At 42.2% G+C, this 22,999-nt stretch carries 26 protein-coding genes; 23 read left to right on the top strand and 3 right to left on the bottom strand.

Annotated features, from left to right (window positions below):
• Positions 1-137 precede the first annotated feature (137 nt).
• A complete protein-coding gene (locus tag ACJA3J_RS11080) occupies positions 138-425 on the top strand; it encodes a DUF6123 family protein (RefSeq protein WP_089652534.1) in 288 nt (95 codons plus the stop codon).
• Positions 426-436: 11 nt separating this feature from the next.
• Here ACJA3J_RS11080 and ACJA3J_RS11075 read toward each other — a convergent pair whose 3' ends face one another.
• The 3 genes from ACJA3J_RS11075 to ACJA3J_RS11065 form a co-directional block, all read right to left on the bottom strand.
• On the bottom strand, positions 437-844 hold the full coding sequence (locus tag ACJA3J_RS11075) for a ribonuclease HI family protein (protein WP_406944031.1): 408 nt from the start codon (positions 842-844) through the stop codon (positions 437-439).
• A gap of 14 nt (positions 845-858) precedes the next feature.
• Complete coding sequence (locus tag ACJA3J_RS11070) at positions 859-1,536, bottom strand: queuosine precursor transporter (RefSeq protein ID WP_089652532.1); 678 nt, start codon at positions 1,534-1,536, stop codon at positions 859-861.
• Positions 1,537-2,308: 772 nt separating this feature from the next.
• Positions 2,309-2,509 (bottom strand): cold-shock protein, encoded by a 201-nt coding sequence (locus tag ACJA3J_RS11065; protein WP_035504999.1) that lies wholly within the window; start codon positions 2,507-2,509, stop codon positions 2,309-2,311.
• Between the two features lie 302 nt (positions 2,510-2,811).
• On the opposite strand from ACJA3J_RS11065, the gene ACJA3J_RS11060 reads away from it, so the two are divergent.
• From ACJA3J_RS11060 to ACJA3J_RS10955, 22 genes are all read left to right on the top strand, one after another.
• Entirely contained in the window at positions 2,812-4,482 is a 1,671-nt protein-coding gene (locus ACJA3J_RS11060) for a formate--tetrahydrofolate ligase (protein ID WP_406944030.1), read from the top strand.
• Positions 4,483-4,592: 110 nt separating this feature from the next.
• Complete coding sequence (locus ACJA3J_RS11055; RefSeq protein ID WP_089652530.1) at positions 4,593-5,447, top strand: DUF72 domain-containing protein; 855 nt, start codon at positions 4,593-4,595, stop codon at positions 5,445-5,447.
• A gap of 9 nt (positions 5,448-5,456) precedes the next feature.
• A complete protein-coding gene (locus tag ACJA3J_RS11050) occupies positions 5,457-6,074 on the top strand; it encodes an HD domain-containing protein (RefSeq protein WP_406944029.1) in 618 nt (205 codons plus the stop codon).
• Positions 6,061-7,020 (top strand): thymidylate synthase, encoded by a 960-nt coding sequence (locus tag ACJA3J_RS11045; RefSeq protein WP_406944028.1) that lies wholly within the window; start codon positions 6,061-6,063, stop codon positions 7,018-7,020. Before ACJA3J_RS11050 ends, ACJA3J_RS11045 begins: the two co-directional genes overlap by 14 nt.
• A 568-nt stretch (positions 7,021-7,588) precedes the next feature.
• A complete protein-coding gene (locus ACJA3J_RS11040) occupies positions 7,589-8,083 on the top strand; it encodes a dihydrofolate reductase (RefSeq protein WP_089652527.1) in 495 nt (164 codons plus the stop codon).
• On the top strand, positions 8,083-8,682 hold the full coding sequence (locus ACJA3J_RS11035; protein ID WP_089652526.1) for a molybdenum cofactor guanylyltransferase: 600 nt from the start codon (positions 8,083-8,085) through the stop codon (positions 8,680-8,682). The genes ACJA3J_RS11040 and ACJA3J_RS11035 overlap by 1 nt, the downstream gene beginning before the upstream one ends.
• A gap of 132 nt (positions 8,683-8,814) precedes the next feature.
• Positions 8,815-8,991: a twin-arginine translocase TatA/TatE family subunit gene (locus ACJA3J_RS11030; RefSeq protein WP_089652603.1), complete on the top strand. Its 177-nt coding sequence runs from the start codon at positions 8,815-8,817 to the stop codon at positions 8,989-8,991.
• A gap of 45 nt (positions 8,992-9,036) precedes the next feature.
• Positions 9,037-9,225 (top strand): twin-arginine translocase TatA/TatE family subunit, encoded by a 189-nt coding sequence (tatA, locus tag ACJA3J_RS11025; RefSeq protein ID WP_089652525.1) that lies wholly within the window; start codon positions 9,037-9,039, stop codon positions 9,223-9,225.
• Positions 9,226-9,336: 111 nt separating this feature from the next.
• Positions 9,337-10,059, top strand: a complete 723-nt coding sequence (gene tatC, locus ACJA3J_RS11020; RefSeq protein WP_406946291.1) for a twin-arginine translocase subunit TatC — start codon at positions 9,337-9,339, stop codon at positions 10,057-10,059.
• Positions 10,060-10,232: 173 nt separating this feature from the next.
• A complete protein-coding gene (locus ACJA3J_RS11015; protein ID WP_089652524.1) occupies positions 10,233-10,451 on the top strand; it encodes a YozE family protein in 219 nt (72 codons plus the stop codon).
• Positions 10,452-10,466: 15 nt separating this feature from the next.
• On the top strand, positions 10,467-11,621 hold the full coding sequence (locus ACJA3J_RS11010; protein WP_406944027.1) for an exonuclease SbcCD subunit D: 1,155 nt from the start codon (positions 10,467-10,469) through the stop codon (positions 11,619-11,621).
• A gap of 1 nt (position 11,622) precedes the next feature.
• Positions 11,623-14,736 carry an AAA family ATPase gene (locus tag ACJA3J_RS11005; RefSeq protein ID WP_406944026.1) on the top strand — a complete coding sequence of 1,038 codons (3,114 nt, stop codon included), beginning with the start codon at positions 11,623-11,625 and terminating at the stop codon, positions 14,734-14,736.
• Positions 14,737-14,915: 179 nt separating this feature from the next.
• Positions 14,916-15,620, top strand: coding sequence for a uracil-DNA glycosylase (locus tag ACJA3J_RS11000; RefSeq protein WP_406944025.1), 705 nt, complete (start codon positions 14,916-14,918; stop codon positions 15,618-15,620).
• Between the two features lie 44 nt (positions 15,621-15,664).
• Positions 15,665-16,198 (top strand): YqfQ family protein, encoded by a 534-nt coding sequence (locus ACJA3J_RS10995; protein WP_244157175.1) that lies wholly within the window; start codon positions 15,665-15,667, stop codon positions 16,196-16,198.
• A 95-nt stretch (positions 16,199-16,293) separates the two neighbouring features.
• A complete protein-coding gene (gene msrB, locus ACJA3J_RS10990) occupies positions 16,294-17,253 on the top strand; it encodes a peptide-methionine (R)-S-oxide reductase MsrB (RefSeq protein ID WP_115894961.1) in 960 nt (319 codons plus the stop codon).
• A gap of 66 nt (positions 17,254-17,319) precedes the next feature.
• Entirely contained in the window at positions 17,320-17,892 is a 573-nt protein-coding gene (locus ACJA3J_RS10985; protein WP_089652519.1) for a TetR/AcrR family transcriptional regulator, read from the top strand.
• 89 nt (positions 17,893-17,981) lie between these two features.
• Positions 17,982-19,010 carry an AbrB family transcriptional regulator gene (locus tag ACJA3J_RS10980; protein ID WP_406946249.1) on the top strand — a complete coding sequence of 343 codons (1,029 nt, stop codon included), beginning with the start codon at positions 17,982-17,984 and terminating at the stop codon, positions 19,008-19,010.
• Between the two features lie 106 nt (positions 19,011-19,116).
• Positions 19,117-19,716, top strand: a complete 600-nt coding sequence (locus ACJA3J_RS10975) for an alpha/beta hydrolase (RefSeq protein WP_406946290.1) — start codon at positions 19,117-19,119, stop codon at positions 19,714-19,716.
• A gap of 70 nt (positions 19,717-19,786) precedes the next feature.
• Positions 19,787-19,990 (top strand): DUF6501 family protein, encoded by a 204-nt coding sequence (locus ACJA3J_RS10970; RefSeq protein WP_115894963.1) that lies wholly within the window; start codon positions 19,787-19,789, stop codon positions 19,988-19,990.
• Between the two features lie 174 nt (positions 19,991-20,164).
• Positions 20,165-21,760, top strand: a complete 1,596-nt coding sequence (locus ACJA3J_RS10965; protein ID WP_406946248.1) for an amidohydrolase — start codon at positions 20,165-20,167, stop codon at positions 21,758-21,760.
• Positions 21,761-21,842: 82 nt separating this feature from the next.
• Positions 21,843-22,391, top strand: coding sequence for a histidine phosphatase family protein (locus ACJA3J_RS10960; protein WP_089652515.1), 549 nt, complete (start codon positions 21,843-21,845; stop codon positions 22,389-22,391).
• A gap of 169 nt (positions 22,392-22,560) precedes the next feature.
• On the top strand, positions 22,561-22,800 hold the full coding sequence (locus ACJA3J_RS10955; RefSeq protein WP_089652514.1) for a 4Fe-4S dicluster domain-containing protein: 240 nt from the start codon (positions 22,561-22,563) through the stop codon (positions 22,798-22,800).
• Positions 22,801-22,999: the final 199 nt, after the last annotated feature.

The raw sequence follows: 22,999 nt of genomic DNA, 5'->3' as shown, positions 1-22,999 counted from the left end.
TGGTTGAAATTCTTGAAAAGGGAATGAAAAAATCGTGAAAAATTCAGGTCGAACAGCCGATAACTTCGAATTTTTTGTTATGATATAGAAAAATGTCGAAAATACAGACCGATGACGGATAAGGTTAGGAGAGTATTATGGATAGAAACACGTTAGCTTACTTCTTAGAAGATCTTTGGAGTAAGGGGTTTAAATTGAGTGATGAGGATGTACAATTTATTTATTTTGGGAATAACTCTTCTAATGCTCCTGAATGGAAAACCATTGTAGCTGTAAACATGACTTTGAAAATTCAACAGTCCTTTGACCCCAGTTTCTTCATTAGCATTTTAGAACTTATTTCGAATCCATCCATTACTAGTAAAAGAAAGGCTTATGAATCCATCGAAGAACAGCTTTCCATTGCAAGGACCACACACAAATAAAAGAACCCAGATCACTGCTGATCTGGGTTTTGTTTCGTCTGCAGACACTCTCTGGCAAGGCGGTCTGCATTTTTGTTTTGTTTGTCAGGAATCCATTTATAAAAAACATAGGAAAAGTTTTCTTCAAGGTTCATAATCTTTTCAAGCAAGGGAAGGAATTTCTCATTCTTTGTATATCGCTTATCCATGGTATCTACGGCGATTTTTGAATCAGACCTGATCGAAATGATTTCTCCGGGATACTTCTCCTTACAAATTTGCAAAGCATGGATGATTGCGAGGAACTCCGCTTCATGATTCGTCCAAGTCCCTAAGTGAAATTGATACTCTTCCGTTTTTTGATTTTGTTTAATGACCACTCCTGCAGCACTTGGCCCAGGTTCTCCACTGCAGGCAGCGTCTGTGTACACTTCTAACATGGCACATGACCTCCTCATTCAGAATGCGGCATTTTTTTGGCCATATAAAAGAATGGTGTATCCAAAGCTGCCACAATGAACTTGATGATATAGGTTGTTATGAAAATCTCAAGCCAAACCTCGAAAGGATACAAACCGAAAAAAGCGATGAAACAAAAAATGCTCGTATCTAACAATTGACTGATCATCGTACTTCCATTGTTCCTGATCCAAAGCGCACGATCAGACGGGAAGAGCTTTTTCAGTTTGGCATATAACCATACATCAAAATATTGGCTTACGATATAAGCAAGCATGCTGCCAAGTGCAATTCTTGGAACAAGACCAAATAAAGCCTGCAACGCTGGTTGAGCGATATCGTTTTCGCCAGGATTGAAAAGAATGGCGAACTGCATAATGATTGTCATTATGATTAATGTGGAAAAACCCATCCACACAGCTTTTCTCGCCTCTTTTTTTCCGTATTTCTCGTTAAGGATATCGGTAGCTAGAAAGGCTGTTCCATAGACAATATTTCCTAGAGTGGCATTTAAGCCGAACATCTCTACTGTTTTGACTACTTGGATATTGGCAAGGACGGTGGACATTCCGATCCACACAAATAAGCCAGGTTTTCCGAACAATCGATAAACTCCAATTAGTAATGCGAAATTAATTAGTGCAAATAATATCCAAAGGACTTCGTTACTCATCGTATTTCCTCCTTAGTTTTGGTATCGCGGGAGTTCCCGAACCGCGGGTAAATAGAACCAACAGCGATCCATTATACGATGGTACGAGCCATTTGACAAGCACCATTGCCCTTATTCAATAATATGGCAGTATTGTGTAAGACTTGATTTCGAGACTTTTGTGGGAGTCTAGGGGGCTCCGGGAAAATGTTCGCTTTCCGTGGGCGAGTGATGAGCCTCCTCGAGCTAACGCTCTGCGGGGTCTCATCTACCACGCACTTCCCACAGGAGTCTCACCTTTTCCCTCCGCCCCTTTACTTTATGAGTGTCTCGAAAACCACTTCTGGAATAATCAACTTTTATGCTGAAGGTAAGGAGTAAATATAAACCTCTATATAGCATATATTCCGAGCGTGAAAGCTTGATATAGAGAGCTTTTTATTTGTAACAAAGAGGATAGTGGAAGTCATCCCATCTTGGTATTGGGGTTTGTTTCTCTCTACATCGAATGCCGTGGGAGAAGGAGATAGGCGAGATCCCGCAGGACGCAGTCCGAGGAAGCTCGGCGCTCCCCCACAGGAAAGTGTTCAAATACGGAATCGCCCTGGTAGACGAGTTGCTTCCCAACCACCCCTGACTCCAAATATGGCATACGGCCCCTGATTATCTCGAAGCTGAGTCTTCCACAATCGGGAGCTAATATTGAATATGGAGTGGGGGAGTTATGTGGGTTGTTGGTCGTTAGAGGGTAAAGAAAAAGCAATCTCCGGGGAGATTGCTTTTGATGGAACATCTATTCTTTCACAACGTTCGCAGCTTGTGGGCCGCGGTCGCCTTCTACGATTTCGAAAGTAACTGCTTGACCTTCTTCTAGAGATTTGAAGCCTTCTTCCTGAATAGCAGAGAAGTGTACGAATACGTCGTTTCCACCCTCAACTTGAATGAAACCGTAACCTTTTTCTGCGTTGAACCATTTGACTGTACCATTTTGCATGATTTGTTCCTCCTAAATCTTGCACGTAAAACGTGGAAATTACAAATATCAGATCGAAAAAAAACCTCATAGAAGGTCGGAACAATAAATTCCGAAGCACTTCTATGAGGAGTTACCTGTCATTTATGTTCCGATCGTGTTATTTGCTTACCTCAAATATATCGTATGAAAAAAGGAGCGTCAACATTCTGACTCTAATAAATTTCAACAACTTGTAACCGCTTCCCAGGATGGGATACTATAACTCATAACGAGAGTCAGGTACAATGATAGAAGATACATAAGGAAAGGAAAGATCTTCAATGAAATCCGATATAGAAATTGCTTTGGAAGCTAATATGAAACCAATCCATCAGATAGCTGCACAGTTGAACTTATCAGAGGAAGACTGGGAACCTTATGGACATTATAAGGCTAAATTGTCGGACCAACTGTTGAATAAACTTTCGGATCGAAAAAAGGGGAAAATCATCTTAACGACATCGATTAACCCGACACCTGCTGGAGAAGGGAAATCCACGGTAACGGTCGGATTGGGACAAGCCTTGAACAGGCTGAATCAACGTGCTGTGATCGCACTGAGAGAGCCTTCCCTTGGACCCACAATGGGAATTAAGGGTGGGGCAGCGGGAGGAGGATACTCCCAAGTTGTACCGATGCAGGAAATCAATCTGCACTTCACCGGGGATATCCATGCCATTACATCAGCGAACAACGCACTTTCTGCTTTTATCGATAATCATATTCATCAAGGAAATGAACTCAACATCGATCCCCGAAGAATTTCATGGAAGCGTGTGATGGATTTAAATGACAGAGCTTTAAGGGAAGTTATTGTCGGTCTTGGTGGCCCTGTGAAAGGAGTTCCGAGAGAAGATGGTTTCAACATCACTGTTGCTTCAGAAATTATGGCCATTCTTTGTTTAGCGAAAGATCTTACTGATATGAAGCAAAGACTTGCTGAAATTGTCATTGGATACACCTATGACAAAAAGCCAGTTCAAGTCAAACAACTAGGAGTGGAAGGGGCTTTGACACTTCTTTTGAAGGATGCGATCAAACCAAACCTTGTCCAGACCCTTGAGAATACACCAGCCATTATTCATGGAGGACCATTTGCGAATATTGCCCACGGATGTAACAGTGTGATGGCCACAAACTTAGCTGCAAAACTTGGAGATTATGTGGTAACAGAAGCTGGTTTCGGAGCTGACCTTGGAGCAGAGAAGTTTTTGGATATTAAAACGAGAGCAGGCGATCTTGAACCTGATGCAGTTGTTATTGTAGCTACGATAAGGGCCTTGAAAATGCATGGAGGTATGGAGAAAGGGTTGCTTGAGAGTGAAAACGTGAAAGCTTTAAAGGATGGGATCGGAAATTTGAAAAAGCACATGGAAACCATCCACCAGTATGGACTTCCTTTTGTTGTGGCGATCAACCAATTCCCTTCAGATACAGATCGGGAAATCGAGTTTCTTACTCAATGGTGTGAAGAACAAGGGGTGGAGGTATCTCTTACAAACGTCTTTGCCGAAGGTGGCAAAGGTGGTTTGGACCTGGCAGAAAAAGTGATGGGTGCTTGTGAGAAGAAAACCGCTCCTATGAAATATATTTACGAATTGGAAGATTCGATCGAAGAAAAAATCGGTAAAATTGCGACGAACGTATATGGAGCTGAAGGTGTTGATTTTTCATCAAAAGCTGAGAAACAGATTCGGCAACTGAAAGAACTCGGATTTGGAGATCTGCCTGTTTGTATGGCTAAAACTCAATATTCCTTGTCTGATGATCCTAAAAAGCTGGGCCGTCCGCAAAATTTCAGGGTAACCGTCAGAGAGATCTATCCATCGGTAGGGGCCGGTTTCCTTGTCGCTTTAACGGGGGACGTCATGACCATGCCAGGGTTGCCTAAACAGCCTGCCGCTTTGCGGATGGATGTAGATGACAAGGGCATTATCCATGGTTTATTCTGATACAAGGCTCGGCAATGATCTGCTATAATCATTCAAGCCGACCCTTTTATATATGGGTTTGAAAATGAAACAGGTAAAAAACGGTTAATCGAAGGTAAGGGGGATTAAAGGTGACAATACGCATTGGTTTGACTGGATGGGGAGACCACCCCGCTCTTTATTCAGACCGGACAAGACCTGAGGAGAAACTATCTGCTTATGCTTCCCACTTTCCTGTGGTGGAAGTAGATACAGCCTTTTATGCAATCCAACCCGTTTCCCGGTATGAAAAATGGCTGAAGGAAACGCCTGAGTCCTTTTCATTTGTCATTAAAGCATTTCAACAGATGACAGGTCATGACAGAGAATCAAGGACGGTTCAGGAAGCGAAGGATTTGATGAAGCGTTATGAAGAATCGATCCAGCCCGTATGGGAAAGCGGACAAGTGTACGCTTTATTATTTCAATTTCCGCCATGGTTTGATGTACGAAAAGAGAACATAAGGAAACTTCGTTATATCCGGGAGTGGATGGAAGATTACCCACTGGCACTGGAGTTTAGAAACCGTACGTGGTTTGAGCCTGCCTATTATGAACAAACGTTATCTTTCATGAAAGATCAACAATGGATTCACAGCATATGTGACGAACCACAAGCAGGAGAAGGCTCTGTACCACGCATTCTTGTACCTACCCATCCTGAAAAGACATTGGTCCGTTTTCATGGACGAAATATTCACGGCTGGAACAAAAATGGTCGTAAAGACTGGCGGAGCGTCCGCTTTTTGTATAGGTACAATGAGGAAGAATTGCAGGAGTGGAAAGATCAGGCGTTAAAGCTCGAAAAAATGACACCTGAGGTCACTCTTTTGTTTAACAACAATTCAGGTGGCGATGCCGCAGATAATGCTAAGCAAATGCAGGAGCTTCTGGATATCAAGTATGAAGATCTTAATCCACGACAAATGGACCTTTTCAACTTTTAGGAGGATATCATGGACAAAAGGGAAGCACTGGAAACAATTAGGCATTTCGTTAATGATCTATTTCGTGATGATACGAGTGGCCACGATGACATCCACATGAAACGCGTGGCCGCATGGGCGAAATACATCGCGGTCAATGAGGGTGATGATCCATTTTTATGTGAAGTGGCAGCCCTCCTTCATGATGTAGGAGATCATAAATTGTTCTCCAATCCGGCACAGGCGATTCTTCAAAGGGATAAACTCCTTTTGGATGTCGGTTTTTCAGAAAAAGAGGTCGATCTGATTGCGGATGCGATCCGAACGGTATCTTTTTCAAAAGGAGCTGTTCCGAATTCGAGAATCGGAAAAATCCTCCAAGATGCTGACAGGTTAGATGCCATCGGAGCGGTCGGCATTGCACGAGCCTTTGCTTTTGGTGGTACCATCAATCAACCGATATATAAGGAAGAGGAAAAGGATGCCATTGACCATTTTTATGAAAAACTTTTGAAACTAAGAGAATTGATGCATACCGAAAGTGGAAAGCAAGAAGCGGAAAGACGTCATCAATTTATGCTTCAATACTTAGAAGAGTTCTACCGTGAACAAGAATGCAGAGAGGAGACCAGCCATGTCAAAGAATGAACAGGCTTATTTAAATATGTGTGAACACGTGTTGAAAGAAGGAAACTCAAAAGGAGACCGAACAGGAACCGGTACCCTTTCTGTTTTTGGCCATCAGATGCGGTTTGATCTTCAAGAAGGTTTTCCGCTCATGACCACAAAGCGTGTTCCTTTCAAGCTGATTGCTAGTGAACTGTTATGGTTCATGAAAGGGGATACGAACATCCGCTATTTATTGGAAAATAAGAATAACATTTGGAACGAGTGGGCCTTTCAAAAATGGGTGGAGAGTGAAGACTATCAAGGCCCTGACATGACTGATTTTGGACGCCGCAGCCAGAAGGATGAGGAGTTCAAAAAACAATACAAAGAGCAGATGGACACATTCAAAGAGAAAATCCTAAAAGACGATGCCTTCGCAAAAGAGTTCGGTGACCTCGGCGCGGTTTATGGAAAGCAATGGAGGGAATGGAAAACAAGCAGAGGCGAAACCATCGATCAGCTTCAAAATGTGGTAGAAAGCATCAAAAATAACCCTGACTCAAGACGACATATCGTAACCGCATGGAACCCGGAGGATGTTCCCTCAAACATGGCTTTGCCACCTTGTCATATCCTTTTTCAGTTTTATGTCGCGGATGGTAAGTTATCCTGCCAGTTGTATCAAAGGAGCGGGGACATTTTCTTAGGAGTACCGTTCAATATTGCAAGCTATGCGCTGTTAACCCACCTGATCGCCCATGAATGTGGGTTGGAAGTCGGTGAATTCATTCACACTCTTGGAGATGCTCATATATACAGCAACCATATGAATCAGATCCATGAACAATTATCGAGAGAACCTAGAACATTGCCGTCCTTAACCTTGAACAAGGAAAAAGAAAGTATATTTGATTTCGATATGGAGGATATCACCATCGAAGGTTACGATCCCCATCCAAGCATTAAAGCTCCAGTAGCTGTTTAACATGAAGTCATTTATCGCGAATTTAATATAAGCTTCCTTTAGGTGAAGACTCAGTTTCGAGACTTTTGATGAGCGGGTTGGGGCTACGGGGGATGACTCGCTTTCCGCGGGAGCGCGATGAGCCTCCTCGGACTGCCGTCCTGCGGGGGCTCACCAAGCACTCACTTCCCGCAGGAGTCGTAGCCCCTTGCTGTAAGAAGTTCTCGAAACTACCTTCCAGGAACAGGAGCTTTAATAGTTAAGAATCCTATACCGACACGGTTTAAACAGGACTTTACAACATAACTAGGCAGGGTACTATAGAAGGGATTTCGAGAACATCATATGGTAAAGGGGCGAAGAGAAACGGTGAAGACTCCTATGGGATGTGCGAGACAGCTGAGACCCCACAGGACTAGTCCGAGGAGGCTCAGCGCCCGCCCCATGGAAAGCGAACCTTTTCCCGCAGCCCCTAGAATCTCACAAACGTCTCGAAATCGAGTCTTCCTTAATCCTGTCATATACTTTAATAACCAAAAAATAAAACCAGCGTTTAATAAAGCAAATTTTAATAAAAGAGGTGTTAAGGATGATTTCATTCATATTTGCAATGGATAAAAACAGATTGATTGGAAAAGACAATGATTTACCATGGCATATTCCGAACGACTTTAAATTTTTCAAGGACACCACATGGGGAAAAACAATCATTATGGGAAGGAAAACATTTGAGTCCTTTCCACAACCTCTTCCTGAGCGGGAGCACATCGTTATTACAAGCAATGAGAATTATGATCGTGAAGGATGTACAGTGATCCATTCCATTGATGAAATTCTTCAAATGGAGAAGAATAACCCGGATAAAGAATGGTTCGTGATCGGTGGAAGTGTACTTTTTGAAAAAATGCTTCCTTATGCGGACCGTATGTATTTGACTTATATCGATGCAAGCTTTGAGGGGGACACTTATTTTCCGGAGTATGACGAAGCCGAGTGGACCCTTGTTTCTGAGACGAAGGGTCTGAAAGATGAAAAAAACCCGTATGACTATTATTTCCGTACCTACGACCGGAAGAGCTCCTAATGAAACAAAAGGAATTGTGTGGAGTGATTCTCAATGGGGGAGGATCAACAAGAATGGGGACCGCTAAATCTTCTTTGACTTTTGATTCTATAACCTCATTGGAGTTGATTGCTTCGACTCTTTCAAAGGTGACCGACAACATCATAGTGAACCAGAATGCACGAAAAAACGTCCCCTACACGGTCGTTGAGGACATTTACGAAGATGCTGGCCCCCTTGCTGGATTGCATGCGGTTATGAAAGAAAAGCCGGCCACATGGTTTATCTTGGCTGCATGTGATACTCCTTTCGTAAGTGAAGAAGTTTATCGTCATTTGATTCAAGAGGCGGATGAAACGGTAGATGCGGTGATTCCTGTCTATGATGGTCGATTTCAGCCTGTCTCCGGAGTGTATCATATCCGGATTTTAGACAAACTGGAGTCTTATCTATCTCAAGGCGGCAGGAAAGTCCGAGGGCTTTTTGATAATATTAAGACAAAAGAATTGACTACTTATCCAGGCATCGATCACGAGAAACTTTCCATGCACTTTTTTAATATGAACACACCAGGGGAATACGCGTTAGCAAGAGATTTGTTTAAAAAGTGGAAGAGGTAGAGACAATAGAATACAGGGCATGATATGATAGGAAAGATAAAGATGGTAAGAAATTTTAGGTGAAGTTGTTTCTTTTCTTTGTCTACTCTTGTAAAATAGATTTAAAGTACGTGTTGAAGGCGGTGAATGGACATGCTGTCAAGTATCGGAATACCAGGTCTGATTTTGATTTTGACGATTGCGTTAGTCATTTTCGGCCCGAAGAAATTGCCTGAAATCGGGAAGGCTGCTGGAGAAACGTTGAAAGAATTTAAAAACTCTGCTCGTGATCTAACAAGTGACTCTAGTGAAGAAAAAACGAATAAATAACATAAGCATAATTTTCTTAAGACATAACTAATGGAGTGATTGACCATGTTATCAAGCATTGGTGTACCAGGTCTCATTCTGATTTTAATCATCGCACTTGTCGTTTTTGGTCCTTCAAAACTTCCTGAAATCGGGAAGGCGTTCGGTAGTTCCCTTAAGGAATTCAAGAAAGCTACAGGCGACATTATGTCTGATGATGAAAGCAGTAAGACAGAAAAGAAAACCAAAGAATAAAATGAATAAAGAAGGTGTAAGGGGCTTTCCCTTACATCTTCTTTTTGTCAGGCTCCTATCAGCCTGGAGGTGAATGTAGTGTCAGAACAAAAGATAACTCAGGATATCGAAATGAATGTCACCGATCACTTGAGTGAGTTGCGAAAACGCGTATTATGGACGTTAGCTTTTTTTATCACTTTCTTCATTGTAGGCTTTATCTATGTTGAAAGAATACAGACATTTTTTATTAAAGATTTACCGTTTGAATTGAATATGACGAGTCCTGGTGAAATCATTTGGATCATTTTTACGATTGCAAGCCTTGTAGCGATCGTTGGAACATTGCCCATTTTATCGTTACAAATATGGTTATTCGTTAAACCCGCCTTAACACCGAAAGAGCGGAGGGTTTCGCTTTCCTACGTGCCCGCGATCTTTTTATTGTTCCTTGCGGGTCTCACGTTTGGCTACATCGTATTTGTTCAGCTGATTCTGCCGTTTCTCTTGTCACTTAATAATGGAATGTTCAATGAAATTTATACAGTTGAACGGTATTTTCGATTTCTTTTCAGGGTAACGATTCCTTTTGCTGTTTTATTTGAAATCCCGATCATCATCATGTTCTTAACGAGTCTTGGCATCGTCAATCCCGTCTTTCTGGTGAAAGTACGAAAATATGCGTATTTTATTTTGATCATTATCGGAACCATCATTTCCCCACCGGATTTCATCCTGCAATTGGTGGTTGCGGTTCCTTTGATTCTCTTGTATGAGGTAAGCATCATCCTATCGAGGATTGTCTATCGTAAGAAGCTTAAAAATCACCGGGAATTCATGGAATCTGATGAATAGATATTCAATGAATAAAGAGGCACTTGGAGTGGCCCAGAGATGTACATCTCTGGGCTATTTATTTTAACTTTTTCAAGAAGGTCTAGATTTCTGTTTTTACACTATTATCTTTTGCTGTACAGGCCGGAACATGATAAAAATAATGTAGGAATATTCGAGGAGGAACAAAACCGATGAGATCTTTTTACCACTATATGATGAGATACAGAGGGAACAAGAAAAATAATGATGAAAAACAACTCGCTGAATGGATGTTCGATGACCACAGCTTCCCAAAGCAGGCGAAATCTTATGATGAAATCAGTTCCTATTTAGAGTGGAATGCACCATTTCCTTCTGCTTTATCCGTTTTTGATCAATTATATGAGAAATACAAAATAGAAGAAGAATAAAAGAGAGGTGAACCCATGAAAATTTTACACACGGCTGACTGGCATTTGGGAAAAATCGTGAACTATGTACATATGACGGAAGACCAACGCTATATTCTTCAGCAATTCGTTGAAATAGTACAAAGAGAAAAGCCGGATGTCATCATTATTGCAGGGGATCTCTACGATCGTTCCATCCCACCAAAACAAGCGGTGGAATTACTGAATGAAACGTTGACGACTCTCGTTAATGACTACCAGGTTCCTGTTCTTGCGATTTCGGGTAACCATGACAGTCCTGATCGGTTGAACTTCGGCAGTCAAATGTTCAGGAAACAAGGGCTCTTCTTAGATACGAAGTTACAAAAAGAGAGAGAACCTGTCACGTTGTATGATCAAGACGGACCTGTTCATTTTCATCTCATCCCTTATGTAGAGCCTGCTGAAGTGGCGTATGCGTTTGAAGATGAAGCTATTAAAACTCATCAACAGGCAGCAGAAGTTCTGATCCGGGATATCGAGCAACGCTTTAACATGGATGATCGTCATGTTTGGATTGGCCACTCTTTTTTAGCCGGGGGGATGGAATCGGAATCTGAAGAGCGCTTGTCTATGATTGGTGGGAGTCCTTATGTGGATGCCCGTTTATTCAAAGCTTTTTCTTATGTCGCCCTCGGTCACCTTCATCAGCCTCAGAGAGTGACGGAGGATTATATAAGGTACAGCGGATCGATTTTGAAATATTCGTTTTCTGAAGTCAATCATGCAAAATCTGTGACGCTGATTGATATGGATCGGGAAGGTTCTTGTGTATTAGAAAAAATCCCACTTACGCCGTTAAGAGATTTCCAAGTCATTGAAGGTTATTTTGAAGACCTGCTTACTGGAGAAGCCACTGAAAATCCCGAAAACTACTTACATGTGCGCCTCTTAGATGATGGTCAGCTTGTGGATCCGATGGGCAAATTACGAAAGGTGTACCCGAATATTCTTCACTTGGAAAGACGTAGGTCAAAGACGAACCTGCAAATGGAAGAACTGCAGGAAGTCAAAAAGCGTCAGAAACTCTCACACGCCGATCTTTTCGCTTCTTTCTATGAAGACATTAAAGGGGAACGGATCCCGCTAGAACGGAAAGAATTGATCGAACAAGCCATAGATAAGCTGAGAAAAGAAGAGAGGGGGAGATAAGATGAAAGCACTCACTCTTACGATGGCAGCTTTTGGTCCTTATCGTCATAAGCAGGTGGTTGATTTTACAACTTTAGGAGAAGAGTCGATTTTCCTCATTACCGGTCCTACAGGCGCAGGAAAAACAACGATTTTTGATGCGATGTGCTTTGCCCTCTATGGACGTGCGAGTGGCAGCGATCGAGACCAGGACTCGATGCGCAGTCATTTCGCAGATTCAGGAGAGCCAACCTATGTAGAATTCACTTTCGAACTAAGAGGTAAAACGTATCGCATTGTGCGGATGCCAAAACAAATGAAAAGAAAAGAGCGTGGTGAGGGGTGGAAAGAAGACCCTGCCCGTGCCGATTTTTATATCATTCAAGACGAAGAAGAGAAACTGGTAGCATCGAAAATCAAAGAAGTGAATGAATACATTGAAGAAATTCTCGGTCTTGATTATGAACAATTTCGGAAAATGATCATGATTCCACAAGGAGAATTCCGAAAGTTAATCTCTGAAAACAGTAAAGAAAGAGAAGAAATTTTACAGCGCATTTTCAAAACGGAGTTTTTCGCAGAAGTGACCGACTACTTCAAAAAACAGTCGAAGGCACTGGAATCGGAGATCAATCAATTTGAATGGAAAATTTCTCAGGAGAAAGAGAGAATCGTTTGGGGCGAAGAGGCAGATGCTGATTTGGAAAACGAGGAACTCTCAAAAGTCCGGGAACGATTGAATGAACGGATCGATCATCAGAAACAAATGGTTTCTGATGAAAAAGCCTATGTAAATCAACTTCAGCAAACTACAGATTCCTTGCAAAACCAGTACTTCGAATCAAAGCAGCTCCTGGATCTTTTTGAAGAAAGGGACAGGTTGTCCATTGAACATCAGAAACTCGAAGAAAATTCGACTGCCATCAAAGGTTTGGAGAAAGAGTATGCTGGTGCTAAACAGGCAGCGGAGGTCCGTCCGTATGAAAAGCAGTACGAAGAACGAAAAAGAGAACTTGATCAACTTCGCTCGACACAAAAAGAGAGAGAAGAGACATATAATCGTGTGAAATCAGAGTTTCATGATATTCATGAAGAATATGTAAAGGAAGCGGATCAACAAGAAGATCGTGACAAGTTAAAAGAAGCCTGGCAACAAAAATCAAGAGAAAAAGAGCATTTGGAAGAGTTTTTGAAAAAGAATCAAGGACTAGAAGATCTCGAAAAGGATATGGACAAGAAACGTCGTTCCCTCTCAGATTTAAAGGAAACGGAACAAAAGATACATGAAGACACGAAATTGATGAAAGAAAAAATGAAAGGCGAAAGGTCTTTAAGAGAAGCGGCTTATGAGAAAAAGCAGTCTTATCAGAACTTGAAAATCAGAAAAGAAACCGTTGAACGCTTATCCAAAGAGTGGTTCCAATTGGCCAAGCTACGCACAAAATATCAGTCTATTTCTAAAGGCTATCAAGAAGAAAAACAAACGTTACAGTCAATAAAAGAGACTTATGAAAAAGCGCTGGATGATATTAGAAAACATCATGCGTACACCCTATCCTTACATTTAAGTGATGGCACACCGTGTCCTGTGTGCGGCTCACCTGAACACCCTGATCTGGCAGGAAAACCGGATGAGGTGATGAGTGAAGAACAGGTGGATCGTCTTAGGGAGCGTCATAAAGAAGCAGAACGATCCTTCGAGAAGGTACAGGATGAGTTGATCCAGGTGAAATCTGAAGGAGAAGCACAGCGTCAATTGACGGAAAGCATCTGGAGCGATTTAAAAGTGGAACACGAACTCTCCGAAGATTCAATTGAAGAAGAAAGACAGACCTGCTCTGATGAGATGAAAAAAATACTAGAAGAATATAACGACCTTAAAGAAAAAATAGAAGCTATTCAAACCATCGAGAAGAAAGTAGACCAGATGGATCAGCATTTGGAATCGCTAAAAAAAGAAAAAGACGCGCTACAGCAAACCATCAATGACCAACAACAGGAGCAAACAAAGCGAAAAACAGAGTTGGAATCATTAAAAGAAAACGTGTCTTCCACGACCGATCATCCTGGTGAATTAGTTGAAGAAGCGGCCAAGCTTGAAAACTTATATAAAGATGCAGATAAGAAATGGAAAGATATCCAAAGCTTATATCAAAGAAAACGGGACGAATGGCAGAAGATCCAAACTTCTGTAGAAGAAGGACAGAACTACTTGGATCAAGGAAAAAAGGCTCTAGAACAACGGAAAACGGAATTTGATCAAACGCTTGTTCAATTTTCTTTTGTATCGGTCGAGGAATATCAATCCGCCATTCGAGCGCCTCAAAAGATGGAACAAATGATCAACGAAATCCAGCAGTACCAACAACGGGTGCACGTCGTCAATGAGCGGCTGGAAGAGTTGAACCAGAAGCTGAAAGAAAAAGAAAGGCCAGAATTAAACGCCGTTCAAGAGAAATTGGAAGAAATGCAGGAAAAACTGAACAAGCAACGGGAAATTGTTAATCATCTAAACGTGTCTCTGCAACAAAATGAATCCATACGAGAAAATATCCGGACGCTTGTAGAAGAACAAGGGGAATTGGCTGCGGAATATTATGATATCGCTGAGTTAGCTCAGATTGCTAACGGGGACAATCATTTGCGCCTATCATTGGAGAGGTATGTGCTGGCTTCTTATTTGGATGAAATCCTCATACAGGCCAATTTGCGCCTCGATCAGATGACGGATCACCGTTACCAACTCATCCGGAGCGATTCTATCGCTAAGCGCGGGGCTCAAAGTGGACTTGATCTTGAGGTGATCGATCATCATACAGGGCAGCAGCGTTCAGTAAGGACATTATCTGGCGGGGAAGGATTCAAAACATCCTTAAGTTTAGCTCTTGGAATGGCTGATGTCGTCCAGGCTCACGCCGGTGGTGTGCAGTTGGACACACTGTTCATCGATGAAGGTTTCGGGACACTGGATGACCTTTCGTTAGAACAAGCGATTGGCTGCCTGAGAAGTCTGCAGGACGGCAATCGGATGCTCGGTATTATTTCTCACGTGCAGCAATTGAAAGAGGAAATCCCTGCGAAATTGCAGATTGATGCCGGCCCGGAAGGATCGAAAGTTGAATTTGTCTTTCAATAAAGGTAGGAATATTTCCTACCCTCCGAATTGTCTTGTCTGAAAAGCGCCAATGTTCAACAGTAGTCCCCAAATTCTCTGTTCATGATAAACAAATAAACAAAGATACGTGTCATATTCTGCGCTTGCCCGGGAAATATCTGAACTTTCCAGCGGGAAATGCTCATGAAGGAGGTGTTCAGATGATCCAACTAGCCACTGATTGGGCAGATCGCCTGAACGAAGAGTTTACAAAAGATTATTTTAAAAAATTGCAGAGTATTATAGAGACGGAATATAAAACCCACTCCATCCATCCTGCCTATGATGATGTTTTCGCAGCCCTACGATACACACCTTATTCGTCAACAAAGGTAGTGATTCTTGGTCAAGATCCTTATCATGGAAAGAACCAGGCTCATGGGCTTAGTTTTTCAGTCCGACCCGGCAGCCGTATCCCACCATCCCTTCGTAATATTTACAAAGAACTGAAGGAGGATCTGGGTGTTCAACCACCAGATCATGGCTCCCTCCATTCTTGGGCAGAACAAGGGGTGCTTCTTTTAAACGATGTATTAACAGTGAGGGAAGGGGATGCAAATTCTCACAGAGGGTTAGGATGGGAAACATTCACAGATGCAGTCATTCAAACATTGAATGAAAGAAAGATGCCGGTTGTATTCTTCTTGTGGGGGAAACATGCACAAAAGAAAGGCTCTTTCATTAATCGTGAAAAACATCTGGTGCTGACTTCGTCTCATCCCAGTCCATTTGCCGCACATAGAGGCTTTTTCGGTAGTCGGCCATTTTCTCAGGCGAATACTTTTTTATGCAACAACGGGATGGATCCTGTGGATTGGTCGTTACCACCAGCTAACATAGAGACAGGAGCCCAAACCAGTTCATAAAAAAGGCATATGCTAGAGTATTCTAACGTTTCGGAGGGGTTTTTATGTTTCCGACAGGTCAACCGCCTTTCCCTCCTATGGGCCAGTTCCCAGGGTTTCAGCAAGCTGCACCGCAAATGATGCGCTCGATGGCCCCGTATCTAAATGCGGGCAGCCGGGGTTTTGGCGGTTTTGGAGCTCCAGGCTTTTTAGGAAATACAGGTTTCGGCGCCGGATTCCCAGGAGTTCTCGGTGGAGGTGGAGGTACTGGTTTTGGTGCGCAGGCTCTTGGTGCTGCAGGGACAGCTGCAAAAACAGGAGGAGCTGGATGGCTTGGTCATATGCAGACTGCCCTGAAAGCCATGCAATCGGCAGCACCAATGATGCAGCAATACGGACCGATGCTGAAAAACATTCCTGCCATGATCAATATGATGAAAATCATGAATGAGCCAGACGATGATGATGAGAGTCTTGTACCATTGGACGAAAGCAGTAAGAAACCGTCTGTTTCTCAGGAATGGGAATCAACAAGTGTTCTCGATAAAAAAGAGAAAAAACGATCTCAAGGTGCATCACAGCCTAAATTATACATTTAGGCTGTGCGTGTAGCTTGATTTTTTTTGTAGAGTTAGCAAGAATAAGAACATATCTAATTATAGAAATGAGCACCTATGCCTTAGGAGGTTATATATTGAGTACACAATTAGAAAAAGCGACATTTGCCGGGGGATGCTTCTGGTGTATGGTCGAACCTTTCGATGAACGTCCTGGAATCGAATCCATTGTATCAGGCTATACAGGGGGACATACAGAAAACCCGACGTACATGCAGGTGGTCACGGAAACGACGGGTCACAGGGAAGCGGTACAGATCACTTTCGATCCGGCCATTTTTCCTTATGAACGGCTGGTTGAGCTTTTCTGGCAGCAAATCGACCCCACCGATGCCGGAGGTCAATTCGCCGATCGAGGCCACTCCTATACGACAGCCATCTACTATCACAGTGAGAACCAAAGGCAAGTGGCTGAAAAGAGTAAAAAAGAGCTTGCATCATCTGGAAAATTCAAAGACCCGATTGTAACGGAAATTTTGCCGGCTGAAACGTTTTATACTGCAGAAGACAAGCATCAGGATTATTATAAAAAGAATCGTTTTCATTACAAACGGTATAAGAAAGGATCCGGGCGAGCTGATTTCATTAAAGATCGTTGGAGTTATGAAAAAGATCCGGATGAACTAAAGCAACGCTTAACTGACATCCAGTATAAAGTCACACAGGAAAATGCAACTGAGCGGCCTTTTCAAAATGAGTTTCATGACCATGAAGAAGACGGTATCTATGTGGATATTGTTTCGGGCGAGCCATTGTTCAGTTCCAAGGATAAGTATGATGCAGGCTGTGGTTGGCCAAGCTTTACGAAACCTATTGAAAAGCAGCAGGTGAAAGAAGAAGTTGATAGGTCTCACGGAATGTTCCGTACGGAAATCCGAAGTGACCGGGCGGACTCCCATCTCGGCCACGTATTCGAAGATGGACCTAAAGATCGGGGAGGATTGCGTTATTGCATCAATTCTGCTGCATTGAAATTCATCCCTAAAGAAGAGATGGAAGAAAGAGGATATGGATATTTGACGTACCTTTTTCAATGAGTTTCTCCGGATACCCCTCTTTCCTTTGATGATGATATAATGAAGGAAGCTTGAGGAGGTACCGAATTGGGAAGAAAACGAATTCTTACAAAAGAAGAGATTTTAAAAGAGACAGGTGCTTTGCTCAGGAAAGAAGGGATCCACGGGGTTCATTTTAAAAAACTTTCGACGGAGCTTCAGGTGAGCAGAAGTACCCTCTATGAATATTTTAAAAATAAAGAAGACCTCATTCTCTCTTACATGAGAAACATGATGGAAGAGATGACCAAACAAATCGAAGCGATACCGGAAGAGGAAGCGCCAAATAAAAAGCTTTACAGTCTTCTATACATTTTTCTTGACCATGCAGAAACCCATCATATTGATCAGATGATCCGGGAACTGCAAAACAGTGATCAGACCTTAGCCTTATTCTATCGCACAAAAATCCATGAAGATCTAATGGGAACGTATAATCAAATGTTGGATTGGATCGATGATGCGAAAAAATCAGGCATATGGAAAGATAAGATAGAAAGCGAGATGGTTGCTGATCTCATTTTCCATTCCATATTATTTCCTACCAGGCATAAATATGGAGTGAAAGAAATGACGGATCAACTTTTTAGAATGATCGAATATGGTGTTAAAAACGAATAGGTTAACCGCTTCCCGAATGGGGAGCGGTTTCTTATATTCCTCTCATTCTTCGTTAATCTTTTTAGATTTCTGAAAGGAGCGGTGGCTCCATGAAACCTTCGAACAAAATGAAAACTTATTTGATCGCATTGCCAGGCGGTCTTTTGTTCGATTTTTTGAACATCCCGATCCCATGGATATTGGGACCGGTCGTGTTCGTTGTACTCGCTAAATACTTCACGGCATTGGAATCGGAAACTGTACCGGCAGCAAAAAACATTGCCTTTGTTTTACTAGGAATCCAGATTGGTCTTACATTCAGTGCGGAAACGTTTCGTTCTATCGGTCCTTATCTCTTCCCTTATACCATTCTTACATCAGCGATGATTGCACTCAGCTTAGTAGCCGGTTTGTACATAGCCAAGTTTGGGACTGTAGACAAAACGACCGCGCTTGTAGGAAGTTCTCCAGGTGGGCTGTCTGCCATGATTGCCGTTAGTGAATCTATGAAAGGAAATAGCGCGCTTGTGACGATTTTTCATACGTTACGTTTGATCAGTGTTCTTTTTATCATTCCTTTTTACGTCACTCATGGAAATTTCGATGTTTCAACAGCTGTCGTTGCTGGTGTCACGGAAGGGGTGAATAAAGGCTCTTATTATACCATTCCTTTATATTTCGTAGCTGCCTTCATAGCCTGGAAGGTGAGAGACTGGATCCCTGCTTCGCTCGTCATCATACCCATGCTTATTATAGGTTCATTAAAGACAGCAGGTGTCCCTTTCTATCCCTTACCTGGCATAATTTTTACTCTTGCTCAATTTTTCTTAGGCACGTACTTAGGACATACGGTTTCTTTAAGAGAGATCATTTCAGCTGGAAAGACCTGCATTGCTTTCTTAGTTTTGGCTGTTTCCATGATTGGAGTGGGAATTGCGATGGCCTTTGTATTAAGCTGGTGGACAACCATGGACATAAAGACAGCAGTTTTGGCCTTGGCACCTGGCGGCCTTGTAGAAATGGCCATCACTGCAGAGCAAACGGGTGGTGAACCTGCCATAGTGAGCTCTTTGCAGACGATTCGTTTATTGATGATCGTACTCCTGCTCCCCTGGTTGTTCAAAAAACTAAGAATATGATTTTTTGACATTATCTCGAATTAAAGATAAAATGAAGGTAGGTTGAGATTAGTTTTCCATAAAAATATTATGTAAATTAGAATGAAAGGGATGAAGCACAATGAATATGAAACATATTTTCCAAAAAGGTAATTCAGAACGGACCTTGTTGCTTCTTCATGGTACAGGGGGAACAGAACAAGATTTGCTGCCTATAGCAAAGATGATTGACCCGGATGCATCTGTTCTATCTGTAAGAGGGAATGTATCGGAAAATGGAATGCCGCGGTTTTTCAAACGTCTAAGAGAAGGAGTCTTCGATGAGGAGGATTTGATTGCAAGAACGGATGAACTGAACGCTTTCCTTGATGAGGCCAGTAAAGAGTACGGGTTCGATCGCAACCATATTATCGCTGCCGGATATTCCAATGGAGCGAATATCGCAGGAAGCCTTCTTTTTCATTATAAAGAAAGCTTGCGGGGAGCTTTGCTGTTCCATCCGATGGTGCCGCGGAGAGGTATTGAACTCCCTAAACAATCAGGTCTTCCCGTATTTATCGGTGCGGGTGAAAATGACCCGATCTGTCCAGCTCAAGAAACAAAAGATTTAGAGGAGCTATTAACTGAGGCTGGAGCGGATGTCACCGTCCATTGGGAGCGTATGGGACATCAATTGACAGAAAATGAAGTGAAAACAGCGGCAAATTGGTATAAAGGCCAATTTTAATCGTCTATAATATTGAGTCATCCCTTTGTTCATTGTATGATAGGTACACAGAAACCAAGGAGGATGTCCTATGATTCACAAAAATTGGGAAAACAATGAAACCATCAAACAAATCGAATGTGTTCATAACGATGCAAAAAAATTCGTCGTGAACAATGTACTTACTCTAGGCAAAGTGTATGATGTAAAAAACGAAAGTGAAGAGTTTTACTTTGTCATTGATAATTCCGGCCGCATGGGCGGTTTTTATAAGGAGTACTTCAAAGAGGTATAATTGACTGTTAAGCCAGGGACTTGATCCCTGCCTTTTTTGTATGGCTGAAAATCTCCTTATCAAATCCCTCTCGAAAAATAAAATCTTTACTATAGAGGGATTTGTTCTCATGTTTATACAAAAGATTAAGTGGGGTAATGGTAATTAAAAAGTTCTTGAAAGGAAGCGTATGCCATGATTTTGGATAATATTAGGATCTACCAGCCTTATCAAACTTGTGAGAGTGACCGCACTTATGCGATTAAAGTGGAAGGGGAAAAGATCGTGGCTATTTATGACTCCCCTTACAATGGAGAGGGAGATGTTGTAGATGGGAGAGGACGGACCCTTTCTCCTTCCTTCAGTGATAGTCATATGCACCTGCTCCGTTACGGGCTGTTAAAAAAAGAATTAGACCTTACCCAAGTAACGAGCTGGGAAGAAATGAAAGCTGTTGTCGAGAACCATTATGATGAACTTCAACAGTACGATTGGATCTTTGGAAAAGGATTCAATGATGGAAACTTTGATGATATCGATCACCTTTTAACAGCAAAAGATTTAAATGAAATTCAAGTGAATGCATATATGTACTTCATGCATCAGGATGGGCATGAATGTGTCATCAGTGAACAAGCAATGGAATTGTTGAAAAAAGAAGAGGACTTTAAGAAAGAGCCAGATGAATTCAAAGAAAAAGATGAACATGGTCACTGGAATGGCCGCTTCAAAGATACGGCGGTTCATTACATCAAACACCATTTTTGGGGACGTTCTGCTGAAGATGCAAAAGAAGCCTTAAAAAAAGCGCTGCCTCATCTTAGCGAACATGGCATCACATCTGTTCACACAGATGATATTAATTTTATCGGATCTTATGAACGGTTGTGGCAGGCTTACACAGAGCTTGAACAAGAAGAAGCATTACCTATCGATGCTCAGCTTCACCATTATGTATTCAATATCAATGACATGAAAAAGTATATTGAAGAAAATGATATTCGCACAGGACAAGGGACACCTCAAGTAACGGTAGGTTCTTTCAAAATCTTCTTAGACGGTACCCAACGGCTTTATACGGCGGCCATGAGGAACCCTTATCCTGTTGAGCCAAGTGCAGACGGCCGTTTGATTTATACACAAGAACAGCTCGATGAGATGGTCAAATATGCAAGCGACAATAATATGCAGGTTGCTATGCATGCGATCGGCGATCGAGCTGTAGAACAGGCGATCACAGCGCTTGAGAAATCCAAGGGGGCTACGAAACGTTTACGACACCGGATCATCCATGCCCAGACGCTTGCTCCCGATCTGATTGCCAGGTTGAGAGAGTTGAAACCTTACATTGAAACACAACCTTCTTTCCTTCTGGATGAATGGAGTGAAAAAGGAAAATGGACACCGGAAAGCCTTCTGCCTTACTGTGATGCGTATCAAAGCCTTTTGAAAGAGCATATTCCATTAACGTTGAGCTCTGACCTTCCCATCGGTGCACTGAATCCTTTCACGACCATATTTACGGCTGTCAATCGGACAGACCTTAACGGAAACCCTGAAGGCGGTTGGATGCCGCAAGAAAGGTTGAGCCTAAAGGATTCCTTCCTAGGGTTTACACAAACACCAGCAGAGCTCGAATATAAAGAAGAAGAAAAGGGTAAAATAGAACCTGGTTATCAAGCTGATTTTTTAATCCTAGATAAGCATCCCGAGGAAATAGAACCTGAAAAGTTGAAGGATATAAAAGTACTGGAAACGTGGCATAGAGGAAAGTGTGTCTATCGGAAGTGATGTCTTCTACAACTTTCCTTGTCAACACTCGTTCCATCAGCCATAATGGACATAAGTGATGGAAAGGGGAGGATGGGTAGCAATGGAGAAATTATTTTTAGTGCGTCACAGTGAAACAGAAGGTCAACATGAAGATTCCCCGCTGACAAAGACGGGCATCAGGCAGGCCCAAATGCTCGCGACTTTTTTAGAGAATTATGGGCACAGCATCGATCGCATACTATCTAGTCCGTATTTGCGGGCGATTGAAACAATCAAGCCTTTTGCCAGAAAAAATAATGTAACCATCGAAATGGATGACCGCTTAGAGGAGCGTGTCCTCAGCCGTGAACCACTGGATGACTGGGAAGAAGTCCTTCATGATACATTCGTCGATCCTGAGCTGAAATTAACGGGAGGAGAATCCTCTACAGAAGCGAAAAAACGTGTCCTTTCTCTGATTGACGAACTTGAAAATGAAGATTGTGGGAACGTTCTCCTTGTTACTCATGGGAACTTGCTCGCCTTATTACTGCAAAAATATAACCGTGAAATCGGTTTTTATGAATGGAAGCGTCTCTCCCGTCCAGATGTTTTTCTTGTGCAAAAACAAGGCGGAGAATATACTGTCGAACGTATTTGGGAAGACTGACTTCATTCTTTCCCTTTTTTTCAGTTCGATGCAAAAATGGTCGAACGACTACAGGAATTGCGATTTTTTATCAAAATCGTTATAGTATATTGTGGTGTTTATCTTAGCCAATAAGGGTGAATAGTATTTTATAAGCACACGAAATTCTATTAAAGGAGGAGAAATAGATATGGCCTTTGTAATCACATCCCCTTGTAAAGATGAAAAAGCTGGAGAATGCGTGGATGTGTGCCCAGTTGATTGTATCGAAGAAGGGAAAGATATGTTCTATATCGACCCTGCGATTTGCATAGATTGTGGTGCGTGTGAAGCGGTGTGTCCAGTTGAAGCGATTTATATCGAGGACGAGGTACCAGAAGAAGAAACTCCATACATCGAGATTAACCGTAAGTTCTTTGAAGAACAATAAGTATCATAACCAGACCGTCTCTTTCCCAAAGAGGCGGTCTTTTTCATACCACCCTTTACTTTCCTTCTTTCACTGAAGCTCCTGCCTGTGGAAGACTCAGCTTCGAGTTAACCGGGGTTCGTTTGCCGTATTTGGAGCCAGTTGGTTCTTGGGTGAATAATTTTTCTTTATGCAGGGTAGATAGAAAAGGAATGATCAC

The organism is Halobacillus sp. SY10, assembly GCF_045401165.1.
Taxonomy (GTDB): domain Bacteria; phylum Bacillota; class Bacilli; order Bacillales; family Halobacillaceae; genus Halobacillus; species Halobacillus aidingensis.
This window is presented reverse-complemented; position numbering and strand designations above follow the sequence as displayed.